This is a genomic window from Natrinema salsiterrestre (genome assembly GCF_029502005.1).
GTDB lineage: Archaea > Halobacteriota > Halobacteria > Halobacteriales > Natrialbaceae > Natrinema > Natrinema salsiterrestre.
Map to the genome: position 1 here is coordinate 157,608 of NZ_JAMQOT010000007.1, position 17,600 is coordinate 175,207.

The window sequence follows — 17,600 nt, forward strand, 5'->3', positions numbered from 1 at the left end:
CAATGACCGACCAAGACACACGATCCACGCAGACGGCAACGCACAGTACAGAGCGTACGGGTAGCACGGACGGCACGGCCGATCACGTCCTCGAGATCCGGGACGCCGAGGTCTCCTTCGAGATGGACCGCGGGGTCTCCCGCGTCATGGATCACGTCGATCTCGACGTCCACCGCGGCGAGATCATCGGGGTCGTCGGGGAGAGCGGTAGCGGCAAATCGATGCTCGCCTCCTCGATGCTGGACGCGGTGGTCGATCCCGGCGTCCTGTCGGGGGAGATCACCTACTACCCCGAGGACGGCGAGCCGGTCGACGTGCTCGGACTCAGCGACCGGAAACTGAAACGGCTGCGCTGGGAGGAGATCTCCATGGTGTTCCAGGGCGCGATGAGTTCGTTCAACCCCACCATGGGTGTTCGCGAACACTTCGTCGAAACGCTCGAGGCCCACGACGACGACGTCGAGGCGGGGATGGAGCGGGCTCGCGAACTGCTCTCGGACCTCTACCTCGAGCCCGAGCGGGTCCTCGACGCCTACCCGCACGAACTCAGCGGCGGCATGCGACAGCGGGCGCTGATCGCGCTGTCGCTGGTGCTCGAGCCGGAGGTGCTCGTGATGGACGAGCCGACGGCCGCGCTGGACCTGCTGATGCAGCGGTCGATCCTCTCCCTGCTCGAGGACCTCCGGGAGAAGCACGATCTGACGATGGTGTTCATCACGCACGATCTGCCGCTGGTCGCCGAACTGGCCGACCGCATCGCCGTGATGTACGCCTTCGAGTTGATCGAGATCGGGCCGACCGACGAGATCCTCCGGCACGCGGCCCACCCCTACACCCGGGCGCTGTTGAACGCGACGCCGAACCTCGACGCACCGCTCGAGGAGATGCGATCGATCGAGGGGGCGGCTCCGGACCCGGTGGACGTTCCCGACGGCTGTACGTACCACCCGCGGTGCCCGCTCGCCGACGAGACGTGCGTCGCCGACGATCCGGACTTCCGGCAGGTGGATGCGGCTCACGAGGCCGCGTGTTTCCACTGGGAAGACGCGGCCGAGGCGGTCCCGTTCACCGGCGTAGACGTCGACGCGGACCCGCAGACGTCGATTACGGAGGAGCACCGATGAGCGGGGAGCCGCTCGTCTCGCTGGACGGCGTCGAGGTGCACTTCGAGGAGAGCCAGGGACTGCTCGACTTCGGCGAGCCGGAGGTCGTGAGAGCCGTCGACGGCGTCTCGCTGGATATCGAAGAGAACGACGTCGTCGCCCTCGTCGGGGAGTCCGGCTGCGGGAAGACGACCCTCGGGAAGACGACGATCGGGCTCCAGCGACCGACCGGGGGGAGCGTCCGGTACCGCGGGCAGGACGTCTGGGACGCGAAGGACGGCCGCGGCGACGTCGAAATCCCCCACGACGAGATCCGCCGATCGCTCCAGATCATCCATCAGGACCCCGGCGGTTCGCTCAACCCCAATCGGCGGGTGCGGAAGATCCTCGAGGCCCCGCTCAAGCGCTGGCAGTCCGACATGAGCGCGGGCGACCGCCGCCGCGAGGTGCGCTCGATGCTCGAGCGGGTCGGTATGACGCCGCCGGCCGACTACGCGGGGCGATATCCCCATCAGCTCTCGGGCGGGGAGCAACAGCGCGTCGCGCTCGTCCGCGCCCTGTTGATGGATCCCGACCTGATCCTGGCTGACGAGGCGATCTCGGCGCTCGACGTCTCCCTGCGCGTCGAGATGATGGATCTGCTGCTCGAGTTACAGGCCCAGTTCGACACGTCGTTCGTGTTCGTCTCCCACGACCTCTCGAACGCGCGCTACCTCGCCTCCCACGCCGGAGGACGGATCGGCGTGATGTATCTCGGGGAGCTGGTCGAGATCGGCCCCGCGGAGCGGATCATCAACGACCCGAAACACCCCTACACGAAGGTGCTTCGGTGGGCGACACCGGATCTCCACGCCGGATCCGACGCGCCGGAACCGCCGGTTCGGACGATCGACATTCCGGACCCAACGGATCCGCCGAGCGGCTGCCGGTTCCACACCCGCTGTCCCGAGGCGCGCGAGGCGTGCCGGCGGCACAGTCCGGAGCCCGTCGATGCGGCGGCGGACCACGAGGTGGCGTGTTTCCGCGAGCTCGACGACCACGAGTACTGGTCGTCGCCGCCGCTGGCCGACGAGGACGAGTCGGTCGACGACGCGCCTCCGTCACAGCCGTCACCCGCCGAGTAACCGTCGCCGGTCGTTTTTGCGTCCCGAGTCGGCTCGAACCGGTAGCGTCCGTCGCGAGCACTCACTTTTAATAGCCGTCACCGCCTTCGAAAGCAACAATGGCCGCTCCAGAGCGACCTCCGGAGAGCGAGGACTGTGCAGTACCCGATCTCGAGACCATGACGCTGGCCGAGAAGGCCGGGCAACTCGTCGGTGCGTTCGTCGGGTCGATGGGAGACGTCGAACTGAGCGTCGACGACGCCGCGGCGCTCGTCCGCGACGAGAACGTCGGGTCGATCGCGGCGTTCGGGATCGGCGTCTCTCGGTATCACGATCCCGAACGTGTCGCCGAGATCGCCAATCGCCTCCAGCGGGTCGCGGTCGAAGAGACGAGCCACGGGATCCCGCTGTTGCTTCCCGTCGACGCGGTGCACGGCCACGCGTACGTCGACGGGGCGACGGTGTTTCCCCACGGACTGGGGATCGCCGCCACCCGGAACCCCGCGATCGCGCGGCGGGCCGGCGAGATCACGGCCGCGGAGATGCGGGCGACCGGCGCGACCCTGAACTACGGCCCGACCTGTGACGTCGTTCGCGACCCGCGCTGGGGCCGCACCTTCGAGACGTACGGCGAAAGCCCGCTGCTGTGCGGGGCGTTCGCGGGAGCGACCGTTCGCGGGCTCGAGTCCGAGGACCGCGGGCCGCGGGTTGCCGCGACGGCGAAACATTTCCCGGCGTACGGCGATCCCGCGGGGGGCGAGGACGCCGCGGCGGTGGATCGGTCCGCGAGCACGATCCACCAGCTGTTCGTACCGCCGTTCGTCGAGGCGATCGACGCCGGCGCGTCGGTGGTGATGCCCTGTTACAACTCCATCGACGGGGAGCCGGCACACGGCTCCCGGCGGTACCTCACCGACCTCCTGCGCGAGCGGCTCGGGTTCGAGGGTGCGGTCGCCTCGGACTGGGGCGGGATCGATCACCTCCACGAGGACCACCGCGTGACCGCCTCGCAGCGCGATTCCGCACGGACGACGATCGACGCAGGGCTCGACCTGATCTCGATCGGTCGCGACGAGTACGCGGCCCACGTTCGGGACCTCGTCGAGTCGGGCGAGCTGTCGGAGGCCGCGATCGACGCCGCAGTCTCCCGAATTCTCGATCTCAAGGCCTCGCTCGACCTCTTCGACGATCCCTACGTCGACGTCGAGACGGTCCGGACCACGGTCGGCTCGTCGGCCCACCGGACGGCCGCGCTGCGAGCGGCCCGCGAGTCCCAGACGCTCCTCGAGAACGACGGGGTGCTCCCGCTATCCGCGGGGCTGGACTCGATTCTCGTCGCGGGGCCGAACGCGGCGTCGCTTCGGAACCAGTACGGCGGATGGAGCGTTCAGGAGCCGGATCCGGCGTCCGGAACGACCGTCCTCGATGGGATCATGGATCGAGCCGGCGACCAGACGACGGTCCGGTACGAGCGGGGGGCCACCCTCCGGGAGCGACGGGATCTCGAGACGGTCGCCGACGCGGCGGCGGACGCGGACGTGGCGGTCGTCGCCGTCGGCGAGGGGTGGTACTACCACGAGTTCGGACCGAACGGTCTCGTCGGACCGACCGGTGAGTTCCCGACCCGATCGCAGCTCGCGCTCCCGAGCGCCCAGCGAGACCTGCTCGAGGCGGTCTACGAGACCGGGACGCCGCTCGTGGTCGTCGCGATCGCGGGCCGACCGCTGTCGCTGTCCTGGTGCGCCGAGAACGCCGCTGCGCTGTTGTACTCGTACTACCCGGGAAGCGAAGGCGGAAAAGCCATCGCGGACGTCCTGTTCGGCGATTACAACCCGTCGGGTCGACTGCCCGTCAGCGTCCCTCGCTCCGTGGCCGACGTGCCGACGACGTTCAACCACTTCGCGCATCCGACGCCGATCGGTGCCGACGAACACCCCGACACGTACGACCCCCTCTACGAGTTCGGCCACGGCGAGAGCTACACCGAGTTCGCCTGTTCCGACCTGTCGGTCGCGGAGCCCCGGATCGGCCCCGCCGAATCGGTCACCGCGTCGATCACGGTCGAAAACGTCGGCGACCGAGCGGGCGATCGAGCGGTCGATTTCTTCCTGCGAGACGAAGTGAGCTCGCGCGTTCGACCGGTCTGCGAGCACGTCGGGTTCGCGCGGGTCGCCCTCGATCCGGGCGAGTCGACGACGGCCGAGGTGACGATACCGAACGACGCGCTCGCCGTGACCGATTCCCGCGGACGGACGACCGTCGAGCCGGGAACGTTCGAACTCTCCTGTGAGGGCCGGTCGACGACTGTCACGGTCGAGCCGGGGACCGAGCGGCGCTGACGCGCTGGCGGGATTACGGGCGGATCGACTCTTCTCGACACACCGAACCGATAGCGACGGTCGTCTCGACTCAGGGGGCCCCTCTCTTCGATCCGTTCAACGGACGCCGACCGCCCCGTTTCCGCCCTCAGATCGACCCGATACTTGCCAAGCGGTTTGTGTATCGACCAGTACAGAACGACTACTCGAACGCGAATCGAAAGACGAAGTGGCGGTAAATACCGCGACTGAACGATAAAATATGTGTGTTGAAAATGTGTTTTTACAACTTCAAAACTCCATGCACATAGATTTTTGTACACCCGGAAACCAGCACACGTATGGACACGGAAACGCTCCAACGCGTGCTCGAGGACGCCGGACTGACCGGTCAGCAATCCGAGGCGTACTTGGCGCTCCTCGAACTCGGGACCGCACCGGTCGTCGAGATCGCTCACGAGTCGTCGGTCTCGTCCTCGCGGATCTACGAGATCGTTCGGTCGCTGGAGGAAGAGGGATTCGTGGAGACGCTCGACCGGGACCAGTTGTACGCTCGGCCGCGCGAACCGGTCGACGTGCTCAACCGGCTGCGACACAAAAGCGAGATGCTCGCGGACGCCGCCGGCGAGATCGAAGAGCGCTGGGAACGACCCGATCCCCAGGACTCGCGAATCAGCGTCCTCAAGCGGACCGAAACGGTCCTCCGGAGTACCGGGGACGCGATCGCCGAATCGAACGTCTCCGTCGCGCTGGCCGCCACGCCGGACCAGCTCGAGGAGTTGCGGCCGTCGATCGAGACCGCGGCCGCGAACGGCGCGTTGATCCAGATCGCGGTCTACGACGCCGGCGACGCCGACGTTCCCGACATCGACGGCGTCCTCGAGGTTCGACGGTGTCCGATCCCGGGCCCGTTCCTGGCGATCGTCGACCGTCGGTACGCGTTCTTCGCTCCGAACGTCCACAGCGACCGCTCCTACGGGATCACGATCGGCGACGAGATCCTCTCCTTCATCATGCACTGGTACTTCCGGACGTGTCTGTGGGCGCACAACGACCGGCTCTCGATCGATCGAGACCAGTCCCCGACCTACGTGAGCATCGAGGGGTTCGTCCACGACGCCGCCTCGCTACTCCGCGACGGCGCGGAGATGACGCTCCGCGTGATCGGCCACCGAACCGAGACCGGAGCGCGGGTCGACCTCCGCGGAACCCTCGTCCGGGCGACGTGGGGCGGCCGACTCGAACCGCCGCGGGACCCCACGTACACGGACCTCGCCGGACAGGTCACGCTCTTCCTCGAGACGGACGAGGGGGTCGTCTCGATCGGCGCGTGGGGCGCCCTGTTCGAGGACGTCGAGGCCGAGATCATCCGGGTGGAGGGAATCGATCTCCCGAACCCGTAACGGGGATGCGGCGGGCCAGCGATCGGTGCCTGTCGCGTGGCGGCCTCCGGTGACTCCTCGGGAATCGTGCCTGGACACTGGTTTGCGATATCTGTCGGTGTGTCCCTCCTTTACACATATATGAATGTAATCCCGACCGAGTCCCGGGACGGTCGGGTGGTCTCGAGCGGCCGTCCGATATAGTATAATAATACTGTCTATATCTCCCATCTACTAGAACAAGTATGTGTCTGGGAGATATCTAGTTCCGCTCGCTGATCGGCTTGGTTATCGCGTGACTGGTCCGGAATAGCCGCTTTCTGGCCGTTTGTCGCGAATTTTGGCTATATACGGCGTTCCGATGAACGATCGGCCGACCTGTCGGTACCCCCTCGCTCGTCGTGGACCGATGGTTCCGTCGATAACTCCCAACTGGTGTCCACACGAACCGTTTTTGCCGAGAGATCGCGACGATGACGGCCGACACACGGTACGGCACCCTGCTGCTCCTCCCTCGTGTATCGAACTATACGAGTGAATATATAATATCGTAAAACTATATCTGATTCCGTTACTTTCCACGAATACGGGTGCTCGAGACGGGGTACCGATCCGGCGCTCGACGATGGGTTCGTCGCATCCACCGCGGCGAGCTGGCCCCGAATCGGTCACTACCGAGTCCGCTGCGTCTAGTAGCAAGCTTTTCGTCGGCTCCGACGGAAGGTCCCACTGAGAGTATGGTCGCTGATAACACATCTCGAGTGATAGAATGACGGCCGGAACGCGATTGGACGCCTATCATTTCTACGACGACGAGTGGGAGAGCTACGAGCAGCTTCGGGAGTCCTTCGAGTGGGAGGTGCCCGACCGGTTCAATATGGCGACGTACGTCTGCGATCGGTGGGCGGAGGACAAGGGTCGCGTCGCCCTGTTCGCCGAGGATGAGGACGGGAACACGGCAACGTACACGTTCTGGCAGCTCCGAAATATCACGAACCAGCTCGCCAATCACCTGCGCGAACGGGGCGTCGAACCGGGGGACCGTATCGGGGTCAACACCCCACAGCGGCCCGCGGCCGTGATCGCCCACGTGGCCTGCTGGAAACTCGGCGCGATGTCCGTCCCGCTGTCGACCCTGTTCGGCCCCGACGCGGTCGGGTATCGCCTGGCCGACTGCGACGCGGTCGCGGCCGTCGTCGACGAGTCCAACGCGGAGACCCTCCGGGAAGCCCGCACGGACCTCCCCGACCTCGAGACCGTCCTGACCGTCGGCGACGTCGATCGACGCGACGACGAGACGGACCTCTGGGACGCCATCGAGGACTACTCCCGCGAGTTCGAGCCCGTCGAGACCGATCCCGAGGACGACGCGGTCCTCATCTACACCTCCGGGACGACCGGCGATCCGAAGGGCGTCCGCCACGCCCACCGGATGCTGCTGGGACACCTGCCGCTGTTCATCACGACGTTCGGAAACGTGGACCTGCAGGCGGGCGACGTCTTCTGGACGCCGGCCGAGTGGGCCTGGATCGCCTCGCTGTTCGACGTCGTCGTTCCGGCGCTGTTCTACGGGAAGCCGGTCGTCGCGTACAACGGCGGCCAGTTCGACCCGGAGACGGCCTTCGACCTGCTCGAGCGCTACGGGGTCACGAACTTCTTCGCACCGCCGACGGCCCTGCGGATGATGATGCAGGTCGAGGAGACGGACGGCTACGACGTGGGTTCGCTCCGGGCGATCGCGAGCGGCGGCGAGTCGCTCGGCGAGACGATCGCCGACTGGGCGGGGGAGACGTTCGACGGTGCGGTCGTCCACGAGGGGTACGGCCAGACCGAGGCCAACCTGCTCGTCGGCGAGTGCACCGCCCTCGCGGAGTCCCGCGAGGGATCGATGGGGCTGCCCGGTCCGGGCCACGAGATCGCGATCGTCGATCCCGACACGGCCGAGGCGACCGTCGAGTCCGGTGAGGTCGGCGAAATCGCAGTCCGGTACGAGAACGATCCGGTTTGCTTCAAAGAGTACTGGAACAAGCCCGCGAAAACCGAGCGGAAGGTTCGCAACGGCTGGCTCCTGACGGAGGACCTCGGGACCATGGACGACGACGGCTACGTCTCGTTCAAGAGCCGGAAGGACGACGTCATCATCTCCGCGGGGTACCGAATCGGCCCCGAGGAAGTCGAAGACAGCATCGCCGGCCACGACGCGGTCGCAGACGCCGCCGTCATCGGCGTTCCCGACGACGAGCGCGGCGAGGTCCCGAAGGCCTTCGTCGTCCTCTCCTCGGGGCGGAACCCGAGCGACGCCCTCCGAACGGCGATCCGAGAGCACGTCCGGGAACGCCTCGCCAAGTACGAGTACCCCCGCGAGATCGAGTTCGTCGACGAACTCCCGAAAACCGCGACCGGGAAAGTGCGTCGCGCGTCGCTCGAGGACTCGTAACGTCCAGCCGGCCGTCGGTCGACGTCCGTCCCCGCCGGCCTCTCGAGCGCGGACCGCTCGAGACGGCAGCCCGAGACGGGACGACCGGCTGTGCGGACTCGAGGACCGAAGGTATTCGGCGAACGCCTTTCACGGTATCCCGTGTCACTACCTACCGAACAATGGCTTCCGCAGAATCGTCACCCGAATCCGACGAAACCGCCACGCTCCCCGATTCGCTCAGTTCGGCAGCGGGGTGGTACCTTCTCACCGTCTATCGACTCTCCTCACGAGACGATCGGCGAGTTCGAACCGGCGAACTCGCCGAGCGACTGGCCATCAGTCCCGCGAGCGTGACGGAGATGGCGGGAAAGCTAGCCGACGACTCGTTCCTCGAGTACGAACCGTATGCAGGCGTCGCGGTGACGCCTCGGGGAGAGCGAACCGCCGAATCGCTCGCGTGGCGACAGTGCGTTGTTGCGTCCTTTTTCGATCGCATTTTGTCGTACGATATCGACGGCGACACCGCGTATCGAATCGGGTACACGGTTCCCGAAGGCGGTATCCGTCGACTCCGTGAGCGGGTCGATAATCCGTGTCTCGATACCTGTCGACGCGTCGGACGGGAGGACGACGACTGTCTCGTTGCAGCGCGTGCCGAAGGCTAATTCGGACGATTCCGGCCTACCGACTGGCCGCGAAATGGAGGGAGAAGGCCCGCGCTTCAGTACGGAGTGTTACCCTCTCGGTTCCGGAAGAGAAATTCCGGACCGTCCATCTGTTTCGGTTACTCGGATCGGACTGAACCCGCTTCGGCTGTCTCACTCGGCGGCCAGGCTGCCCACGCCAGTACGGCGATGACGATCCCCAATCCGAGCACGATCGTCTCGAAGACGGAGAGCGTGATACCGAACCACGAGAGGGCCGTCCGTAACTCGACGATGATCGGGACGAGGACGGCCACGAGGACGAGGAGTCCACCACTGGATACCGCCGAATAGGTTCGGTGTACCGGACTGCGGCCTTCGACGGCTATCGGCCGAACGCTCGACGCTCGAGCGATCGACGGCACCCCCAGCGATCACTCCTGGTGACTCTCGGTTCGCGTCCGTCTATTCGCCGACGGCAGTTACTGCAGCCCTCGCCGGACTATCCGGAACTCGTGAGGGCCCACCCCAAACTGTGGGCCGTCTTTCCGGAAAAATAGCCGACGAGGGCCAGTACGCTGGCAGCTTCGCCCCCTCCGACGGCGAATCCCATCACTCCACCGATCAGAGCGAGGCAGACGGCTGCGTACTGATACAGCAACTGAAACCCGCGCGAATCGCGCCCCATCGCGGTCATAGACGACCCAGTGATCGACGATCAGTCCATCGGCTCGAGCGAACCGGGGTCTCGTAGCCGCTTTCCTGTGTGGATGCGAGCGAGGACGGCCGATCGCGGCAGTTCATAGCGATGAACACGGTCACAGACGCAACTCAGTTTTCCCGAACCCGTTCGGGCCGTTCGCCCGGTATCCGTCGCGTCGCTCCGGTGGAACGTTGCTTGCAGCTGACGCGTGTACCATTATCCGCCGGCTTCGAGCCTACTAGGATACCGAACGTGGCAATAACTGATCATGGGTCTCAGGAACCTTCTGTCAGCGAATGACTCGGCCAGCGGCACCGGTCGACAGCGCCCGTCCGGGTACCTGACGGATCGGGTCGAGGCGGGGACGGAACTCGTCACCGACTTCTCGAAGCGGACCCGTCGGGCTGCCGGCGAGCGGGTCCTCGGCGCCATCGATCGGGGCGTCGACGAACTCCGGACGCGGTCCGCGGACCGACCCGGGGACGAGTTCCGCGATCGACTCCTCGAGCGGGCCGCCGACGAACTGTGCGAACGACTGGCGGGGCGTCCGCTCGAGGAACTCCGCGAGCGATCCGGACTCGATTCGAGTATCGACGATCCCTTCGATCGCCGGCTCGAGCGGTTCCTGCGCCGATACGGGCTGGACGAGACGCGACTCGACGACGACGCGCTGCGGGCGATCCGGGACCAGCTGGCCGCGGAAACGGACGTGGAAATAGAGGAGGTGCTCGAGGCGCTCGGTGCCGACGATTCGAGAGAGCTCTCGGACCCATCGAAATCAGACGGGAGGTCGTACTCGGACGCGTGGTCGCGATTCTGCGGGGAACTGGACGTCGAGTGCGATCGATCCCTCGAGTGCGTTCTCGCCGACGTTCTCCGGCGGGACGCCGTCCTCGTCGGTCACGCCCTCGAGCGAACCCTGACCGAGGAACTACCGACGATCGCCGGTGACCGGTCGGCCGATGCGACCGGGATCGAGGAGCGCCCCCGACGAGGACGTTCCCGGTCGATCGACGCTGCGGTTCCGACGGACGCGAGGTCCGGCCGACCGGCAGCAGCGCTGGCGCTCGCGGCACTAATCCTCTCGGACTCCGTTGGTGGCGATCGGTCCCTCGCCCGTCTCCTCCCGGTCGTGGCGTCGACCCTGACCGACGCGGAGAGCGGGTTCCTCCCGCTCGAGCGGGACGTCCTCGAATTGCTCTCGAGTTTGCCGCTCGAGACCGGGGGCGACGGGCTCGATCTCGCAGCGCTTCGGTCCGGATCGACCGGGTCGCTGGCGCTGGTCGCGCTCTTCGTCGCCAACCTCGTCGCGATGGGGCTGGGGGCGTGGGTATCCCACAGGCGGGCACCGCCGATTCCCGACGAGATCCGCGGACCGGACGGGGACCCCGTCGTCACCGACGAGCAGGTCCAACTCGGCAAGAAGGTGTTTCAGGCGAACGGGCTCATGAACTTCGGCTCGGTCCTGGGCAACGGCTCGTACTTCGGGGTCGACCTCACCGCGGACGCCCTGGAACTGAAAGCCGAGTTCATGCGCGAGTACTACGCTCGCGAGCGAGGCGGGGAGTCGTTCGAGGCGCTCCCGGACGACGAGCGGGCAGTCGTCGCCGAACGCGTCGAACGGGAACTCGACGCGGACGCGCCCGACGGGTCGATCGCCCGGTACTCGGCGGCGGAAGTCTACGCTCACGAACGCGTTCGGGAGCGGTACGTCGACCGGTATCACGACGGGTCGCCCGAACGCGGAATTCCGTCGGAGTTCGTCGACTCGGCCGACCACGCCGAGCGACTCGCCGACTTCGCGTGCTGGACGGCGTGGATGGCCCACACCAACCGGCCCGGCTCGGACCACTCCTACACGAACGACTGGCCGTACGTGCCCGCGACCGGGAACCGGCCCACCGGTCAGGTCCTGGTCTGGAGCACGGTCAGCGTCGTCCTGCTCATCGCCGGCGGCGGGTTCGGCGTCTGGGCGTACCACGCGTTCGACTTCGCGGAACCGACGACCGAACTCGTCGACGTGCCCTCTCCCGACGCCGTCTCGGTCACGCCGACCCAGCACGCCGCGGCGTGGTACGTCCCCGTCGCCGGCGCGCTGTTCGTCGCCCAGACGCTCGTCGGCGCGCTGCTCGCGCACTACTACGTCGAACGCACCGGCTTCTATCGAATCGGGGAGGCGCTCGGGATCGACATCGTCTCGCTGCTCCCGTTTTCGGTCGGCCGCGCCTGGCACGTCAACCTCGGAATCCTCTGGATCACGACGCTGTGGCTCGGCGGCGGCCTCTTCCTTCCGGGACTGTTCAGCGACCGCGATCCGCCCCGGCAGGCCGCTGGCGCGACCGCACTGCTCGGCGCGCTCGTCCTCGCGACGGTCGGCGCGTTCGCGGGCGTCTGGCTCGGCACCCGCGGGAAATTCGGCTCGCCCGAGGACGGCGAACGCTGGTGGTGGCTCGGCTCCGAGGGCCTCGAGTACCTCGAGGTCGGCCGGGTCTGGAAGCTCGCGTTGCTCGCCGCTTTCGCCGGCTGGACGGGATTAGTGCTGCGCGGCGTCCGCCAGCTGGACGAACCGGCGACCGGGCTGGGTCACTTCATGACGTACGCGGGGGGCTCGATCGCCCTCATGTTCGCCGCGAGCATGCTCTACACGCCGGAGACGAACATGGCGGTCACGGAGTTCTGGCGCTGGTGGGTCGTCCACATGTGGGTCGAGGGCGTCTTCGAGTTCTTCGTCACCGCCGTGATCTCCGCCGCGCTGGTCTCGATGGACCTCATCGACAAAGGCGACGCCGAAAAGGCGATCCTCTTCGAAGTGTTCGCAATCATGGCGGCGGGCATCGTCGGCGTCTCCCACCATTACTGGTGGGTCGGGCTCCCCGACTTCTGGGTCCCACTCGGGACGACGTTCTCGACGCTCGAGTTCGTCCCGCTCGTGTTCGTGCTCTACCGGAGCCTCGGCGAGTATCGATCCCTGAAGGCCCAGGGCGAATCCTTCCCGTACACGCTGCCGCTCCTGTTCATCCTCGGGAGCAGCGTGTGGAACTTCGTCGGCGGCGGCGTCCTCGGCTTCTTCATCAACCTCCCGGTGATCAACTACTACGAACACGGCACCTACCTGACCGTCGCCCACGCGCACACGTCGCTGTTCGGCGCGTTCGGACTGCTCGCACTCGGTCTCGGCACGTACATCCTGCGCGTCGTCGCGCCCGAAGCCGCGTGGGACCCGACCTGGTTCCGCGGGGCGTTCTGGCTGACGAACGTCGGTCTCGTGATCATGTCCGTCGCGTCGCTGCTCCCCCTCGGATTCGTCCAGCTCCGGACCGCCTATCGGGACGGCTACGCCGCCGCGCGCAGTCTCGAGTTCTACGAACAGGAGCACGTCCAGACGCTGCTGTGGGCGCGAACGCTCGGCGACGCGCCGATGATCCTCGGCGCGCTCGCCTTTACCGCCGGGGCGATCCGACACCTCCGTGCCGCCCGGCGGCACTCGGCTACGGATACCTGACGGTGGGCTCGGCGTTCGTCCGGCGGACTCGCCACTCTCGAGTGTGACGGCGGGAAGACGGTGAGAGGAACCACCGAATCGCTCGAGGTGACGCGGGCCGGCCGAGAGATCTACCGGGTCACCCGTCGATACGGGCTCGGTTCGATTCGCACGGTGGATTGATACCCGTTCGCACGAATACACGGCCGTGACGGGATCTTGCGTCGGCTTTCACTCATTGACCACCGAGGTCACCGATCACCGCCCGACGGTCGAGGGTACCGTTCCGGACTGGCTCTCCGGGACGCTGATTCGCAACGGGCCGGCCCGTTTCGAGGTCGGCGACCGCCGCGTCAACCACTGGTTCGACGGGCTCGCGATGCTCCGCCGCTACGCCTTCGACGACGGCCGGCTCCGCTATTCGAACCGGTTCCTCCGTAGCGACGCCTACGAGGATGCGATGAACGGCCGGCTGACCGGCCAGTTCGGTACTGACACGCGCGGGTGGCGGCGCCTCCTCGAGACGGTGACCGCGCTGGGGCTGCCGGACCCGACCGACAACGCGAACGTCCACGTCGCCCGCGTCGACGGCGAGTACGTCGCCCTCACCGAGGCACCACGTCGGGTCGCCTTCGATCCCGAGACGCTCGAGACGCGCGGGCGGTTTCGGTTCCGCGACGACCTGCCCGAGCACATCGCGGCCGCCCATCTCGTCGACGACCCCCACCGCGACGAACTGGTCGGATTCACCACGCAGTTCGGGCGGACGCCGCAGTATCACCTCTACCGTCTCCCACGGGACAGTCGCACCCGCGAACTCGTCGCGTCCGTCGACGCAGCGGGGCCGGCCTACATCCACGACTGCAGCGTCACCACCGATCACGTCATCATCGTGGAGTCGCCGCTCGTACTTTCAGTGCTTCGGGCGCTCAACCCGTTTTCCGAGGGGGTGACCGACATGCTCGACTGGCAGCCGGACCGCGAGACGCGCGTGCTCGTGATCGACCGCGACACCGGCGACATCGCGGCTGACCCGACGCTCGAGCCGGCCTTTACCTTCCACCACGTCAACGCCTACGTCGACGGCGAGACCGTCGTTCTCGACCTCGTGGCGTTCCCGACCGGCGACATCGTCGATTCAATGTCGCTGGCCGAACTCGAGGGCGAGGGGTTTCCGGCGGTGTCCGACGCCCGCCTGATGCGGTACCGCATCGATCCCGACGCGAACGCGGTCCGCCGGCGGCGACTCTACGATGGCGGAATGGAGATGCCGCGCGTCGCCCGCTCAGCCGTCGGCCGGCACCACCGGTACGCCTACGGCCAGGCGACCCACCGAGAGGGGGCGAACGGACTCGTCAAAGTGGACTGCGAGACGGGTACCGCCAGGGAATGGTGGGAAGAGTCGGTCTACCTCGAGGAACCGATCCCCGTCCGGCATCCCGATGCCGAGGCCGAAGACGAGGGGGTCGTCCTCGCGACGGCGCTGGACGTCGACCGCGAGCGGACGATGCTTCTGGTCTTCGACGCGGCGACGCTCGACGTCCGAGCGCGGGCCGATCTCCCGCACGCGGAACCGTTCGGTTTCCACGGCCGGTTCTTCCGGGACGTGTAGCTTGAGTGGGGTCGTGCGATACGTCACGCGACCTCGAGCGAGCGATACTGCGGCTCACCGAGGTAGTTCGTCGCGAGAAGTGGGCCAACTCGAATACTCGCGGCTCGCGGAGTTGCTCGCCGCAAACGTATGGGCCAACTCGGATTTGAACCACCTGAAGACGGTCTCACTCGCGTCGCTCGTGAGCATGCGTCTTCCGTAGTTCAAATCCTCGCGGCAGCACGTACTCACGACTCACGAGGTAGTTCGTCGCGAGAAATGGGCCAACTCGGATTTGAACCGAGAGCCTCCACCTTATCAGAGTGGCGCTCAACCTAATTGAGCTATTGGCCCGCACCGCCGTCCTTCGCACTCGGTAGTTGCCCGGTGGAACGTTTAAGGGTTTCTTTCTCTCGCACCCGTGAGAACCCCTACCGAGCGAGGGGATCGTCGTCTCTGTCGTCGTCCGCGTCGTCCGTCCGCTCGTCGCCGAAGTCGATCGTGTACGAGTTCTCGTCGTCGTTCCCGTCGACCGTATAGGCGTCGTCGCCGAGATCGTAGGTCCCGTCGCCGGTCGACTCGGAGCGTTCGCCCGCCTCTTCTCGATTCGGGAAGCCGATCGTCCAGACGTTCCCGCTGGCGAACCCGCCCGTCTTCTTGTCCGCGTAGGGGACGATCACGAAGCGCTTGAGCGCGGCCCGGATCGGGATCCGCGTCAGCGGCACGGCGAGCAGGAACCCGAGGAGGTCGGTGACCAGCCCCGGGGTCAGCAGGAACGCCCCCGCGGCGATCAGGAGGGCCCCGTCGAGCAGCTCGTTCGTCGGCGGGTTGCCCTCGGCCATCGACCGCTGTATCTTCCGGATCGTCCGCCGCCCCTCGGCTCGGACGAGCAGCATGCCGACCAGTCCAGTCAGGACGACGAGCAGGATCATCCCGGCCCAGCCGATGACGTCCAGCTGGGTGACGAAAAGCGCGAGCAACACGGCGTCGAGGAACGGGATGAGCAACAGCGCGAGGATCCACCGGAGCATGGCCAGATATAGCCACCGAAGGGTGAAAATCCTTTACTCTCGTCCCAGGATCGGAATCGCCGCCGCTCGAGACCGCGAGCCGCGACGCCGGGCCGCGTCGCGTGCGAACGAAGGGCTTACCCTCGGCACGCGCCTCGGTCCGGTATGGACGATACGACGCGCGTCGAGTGGCGCGAGTGGGAACAGGCCGCCTTCGACGACGCCGACGCGGCCGACGTTCCCGTCTTGCTCTCGCTGACTGCGACGTGGTGCGATCACTGCCACGAGATGGACGAGGAGACGTATTCGGAGCCCCGAATCGCGGCCAACATCAACGACAGTTTCATTCCCGTGCGAGTCGACGTGGATCGGCATCCGCGCGTTCGCGATCGGTACAACATGGGCGGGTTTCCGTCGACGGTGTTCCTTGCACCCGACGGAAAGGTCCTGACCGGCGCGGGCTACCTCGGCCCCGACGGGATGCGGCAGGTCCTCGACAGCGTTCGAACCATGTGGGAGACGAAAGGCAGCGGCGCGGCGCGGGTCCCGCGGCCGTTGCGAGAGGACAACCCGCCGGCCGGCGAGCTGACGACCGACATCGAAACCGGAATGCTCGGCCACCTCACCGACACGTACGACGAGACCGCCGGCGGCTGGGGAGAGAGCCCGAAGTTCCCGCTTCCCGACGCCCTCGAGTTCGCGCTGAAGCGCGACCGGGAGATGGCGCTGCGGTCGTACGACGCGGTCGGCGCGAACCTGCTCGACGAGTACGACGGCGGCTTTTATCGGTTCGCGACCGATCGCGACTGGTCGGGGGTCCAGCGCGAGAAACTGCTCGACTCCAACGGCGCGCTCGTTCGGGCCTTCGCCAACGCCTACCTCCACACCGGCAAGGACGAGTACCGCGAGCCCGCCGATCGCACGATCGAGTTCCTGACCACGACGCTCTGGAACCCCGACGCCGACGCCTTCGCGAACAGCCAGGCCCCCGGTGACGACGATGCGCACAGCCTCGACGCGACCGATCGAGCGGCCGCCGACGAGCCGCCGGTCGATCGAGGCGTTTTCGCCGGCTCGAACGGGCTTGCCATCGAGGGGCTGCTCACCTACTACGCCTACACCGACGACGAGCGGGCCCGCCGGTACGCCGAGCGCGCGCTCGCGACCCTCCGCGAAGACCTGCTCCAAGACGGCGTCGCGGTCCATGCGCTCGACGAGCGCGCGGAACGCACCGCCGACGGCGATCCCGTCCCGCTCCTCACGAATCAGGCGCGTGCGCTGGCGGCGCTGACGACGGCCGCCAGCACCCTCGAGACGGACGCGCTCGAGGACGCGACGCGCGTCGCGGAGTCGACGATCGATCGGCTCCGCGACGAGGACTCGTTCCTCGACGGGCCCGCCGAGGGCGTCGGCCTGTGCGACCGGCCGCTGCGTCCCCTCGACGCCAACGTCGCGTTCGCGGACGCGCTGATCGATCTGGCAGTCCTCACCGGCGACGACCGCTACCGCGAGTTCGCTCGAGCGACCCTCGAGACGTTCGCGGGGGCCAGCGACCGATTCGGCGTCCAGATCGCCCGCTACGCGACGGCGGTGTCCCGGTTGCTCGAGGGCCCGCTGGTGATCCGGGTCGCGGCCGACCCGGGCTCGGACCTCCACCGGGCGGCGCTTCGGCTCGCGGACCACGAGAAGGTGGTCGTTCCCGACGCCGACGACCTCGACGCGGGAACTGCGCGGGCCGAACGAGGCGATCGGATGTCGGCACCCGCCGAAACTCCCGACGAGTTGAGCGAACGAATTCAGACCGTTTTGGACTGACGCTCGGCCACGAACCCGCCGAGACCGATCC

At 67.0% G+C, this 17,600-nt stretch carries 11 protein-coding genes and 1 tRNA gene; 9 read left to right on the forward strand and 3 right to left on the reverse strand.

The window, feature by feature from the left end; all coding sequences use genetic code 11:
* The first annotated feature begins 2 nt into the window (after positions 1–2).
* From NDI89_RS23860 to NDI89_RS18435, 6 genes are all read left to right on the forward strand, one after another.
* Entirely contained in the window at positions 3–1,124 is a 1,122-nt protein-coding gene (locus NDI89_RS23860) for an ABC transporter ATP-binding protein (RefSeq protein ID WP_307729447.1), read from the forward strand.
* Complete coding sequence (locus NDI89_RS23865) at positions 1,121–2,227, forward strand: ABC transporter ATP-binding protein (RefSeq protein ID WP_307729448.1); 1,107 nt, start codon at positions 1,121–1,123, stop codon at positions 2,225–2,227. The genes NDI89_RS23860 and NDI89_RS23865 overlap by 4 nt, the downstream gene beginning before the upstream one ends.
* Before the next feature lie 98 nt (positions 2,228–2,325).
* Positions 2,326–4,545, forward strand: a complete 2,220-nt coding sequence (locus tag NDI89_RS18420) for a glycoside hydrolase family 3 N-terminal domain-containing protein (protein ID WP_277523646.1) — start codon at positions 2,326–2,328, stop codon at positions 4,543–4,545.
* Between the two features lie 320 nt (positions 4,546–4,865).
* Positions 4,866–5,927 carry a TrmB family transcriptional regulator gene (locus NDI89_RS18425; protein WP_277523648.1) on the forward strand — a complete coding sequence of 354 codons (1,062 nt, stop codon included), beginning with the start codon at positions 4,866–4,868 and terminating at the stop codon, positions 5,925–5,927.
* Between the two features lie 748 nt (positions 5,928–6,675).
* A complete protein-coding gene (locus NDI89_RS18430) occupies positions 6,676–8,343 on the forward strand; it encodes an acetate--CoA ligase (protein WP_277523650.1) in 1,668 nt (555 codons plus the stop codon).
* Positions 8,344–8,504: 161 nt separating this feature from the next.
* A complete protein-coding gene (locus NDI89_RS18435; protein WP_277523652.1) occupies positions 8,505–8,990 on the forward strand; it encodes a metal-dependent transcriptional regulator in 486 nt (161 codons plus the stop codon).
* Positions 8,991–9,109: 119 nt separating this feature from the next.
* Here the strand turns inward: NDI89_RS18435 and NDI89_RS18440 are convergent, their stop codons facing one another.
* Entirely contained in the window at positions 9,110–9,286 is a 177-nt protein-coding gene (locus NDI89_RS18440; RefSeq protein ID WP_277523653.1) for a CbaC protein, read from the reverse strand.
* A 654-nt stretch (positions 9,287–9,940) separates the two neighbouring features.
* Between NDI89_RS18440 and NDI89_RS18445 the strand changes: the two genes are divergently transcribed.
* Both NDI89_RS18445 and NDI89_RS18450 read left to right on the forward strand, forming a co-directional pair.
* Entirely contained in the window at positions 9,941–13,174 is a 3,234-nt protein-coding gene (locus NDI89_RS18445) for a nitric-oxide reductase large subunit (protein WP_277523655.1), read from the forward strand.
* Between the two features lie 217 nt (positions 13,175–13,391).
* Complete coding sequence (locus NDI89_RS18450) at positions 13,392–14,765, forward strand: carotenoid oxygenase family protein (RefSeq protein WP_307729449.1); 1,374 nt, start codon at positions 13,392–13,394, stop codon at positions 14,763–14,765.
* A 259-nt stretch (positions 14,766–15,024) separates the two neighbouring features.
* Here NDI89_RS18450 and NDI89_RS18455 read toward each other — a convergent pair.
* Together NDI89_RS18455 and NDI89_RS18460 are read right to left on the reverse strand one after the other, a co-directional pair.
* A tRNA-Ile gene (locus tag NDI89_RS18455) sits at positions 15,025–15,098 on the reverse strand.
* Between the two features lie 77 nt (positions 15,099–15,175).
* Entirely contained in the window at positions 15,176–15,775 is a 600-nt protein-coding gene (locus NDI89_RS18460; RefSeq protein WP_277523659.1) for an FxsA family protein, read from the reverse strand.
* 144 nt (positions 15,776–15,919) lie between these two features.
* Between NDI89_RS18460 and NDI89_RS18465 the strand changes: the two genes are divergently transcribed.
* Positions 15,920–17,569 (forward strand): DUF255 domain-containing protein, encoded by a 1,650-nt coding sequence (locus NDI89_RS18465; RefSeq protein ID WP_277523661.1) that lies wholly within the window; start codon positions 15,920–15,922, stop codon positions 17,567–17,569.
* Positions 17,570–17,600 lie beyond the last annotated feature (31 nt).

What these genes read in the sequence shown, in the direction of transcription:
- NDI89_RS23860 (WP_307729447.1), top strand. Translation starts at nt 3, where the DNA reads ATGACCGACCAAGACACACGATCCACGCAGACGGCAACGCACAGTACA.
- NDI89_RS23865 (WP_307729448.1), top strand. Translation starts at nt 1,121, where the DNA reads ATGAGCGGGGAGCCGCTCGTCTCGCTGGACGGCGTCGAGGTGCACTTC.
- NDI89_RS18420 (WP_277523646.1), top strand. Translation starts at nt 2,326, where the DNA reads ATGGCCGCTCCAGAGCGACCTCCGGAGAGCGAGGACTGTGCAGTACCC.
- NDI89_RS18425 (WP_277523648.1), top strand. Translation starts at nt 4,866, where the DNA reads ATGGACACGGAAACGCTCCAACGCGTGCTCGAGGACGCCGGACTGACC.
- NDI89_RS18430 (WP_277523650.1), top strand. Translation starts at nt 6,676, where the DNA reads ATGACGGCCGGAACGCGATTGGACGCCTATCATTTCTACGACGACGAG.
- NDI89_RS18435 (WP_277523652.1), top strand. Translation starts at nt 8,505, where the DNA reads ATGGCTTCCGCAGAATCGTCACCCGAATCCGACGAAACCGCCACGCTC.
- NDI89_RS18445 (WP_277523655.1), top strand. Translation starts at nt 9,941, where the DNA reads ATGGGTCTCAGGAACCTTCTGTCAGCGAATGACTCGGCCAGCGGCACC.
- NDI89_RS18460 (WP_277523659.1), bottom strand. Translation starts at nt 15,775, where the DNA reads ATGCTCCGGTGGATCCTCGCGCTGTTGCTCATCCCGTTCCTCGACGCC.
- NDI89_RS18465 (WP_277523661.1), top strand. Translation starts at nt 15,920, where the DNA reads ATGGACGATACGACGCGCGTCGAGTGGCGCGAGTGGGAACAGGCCGCC.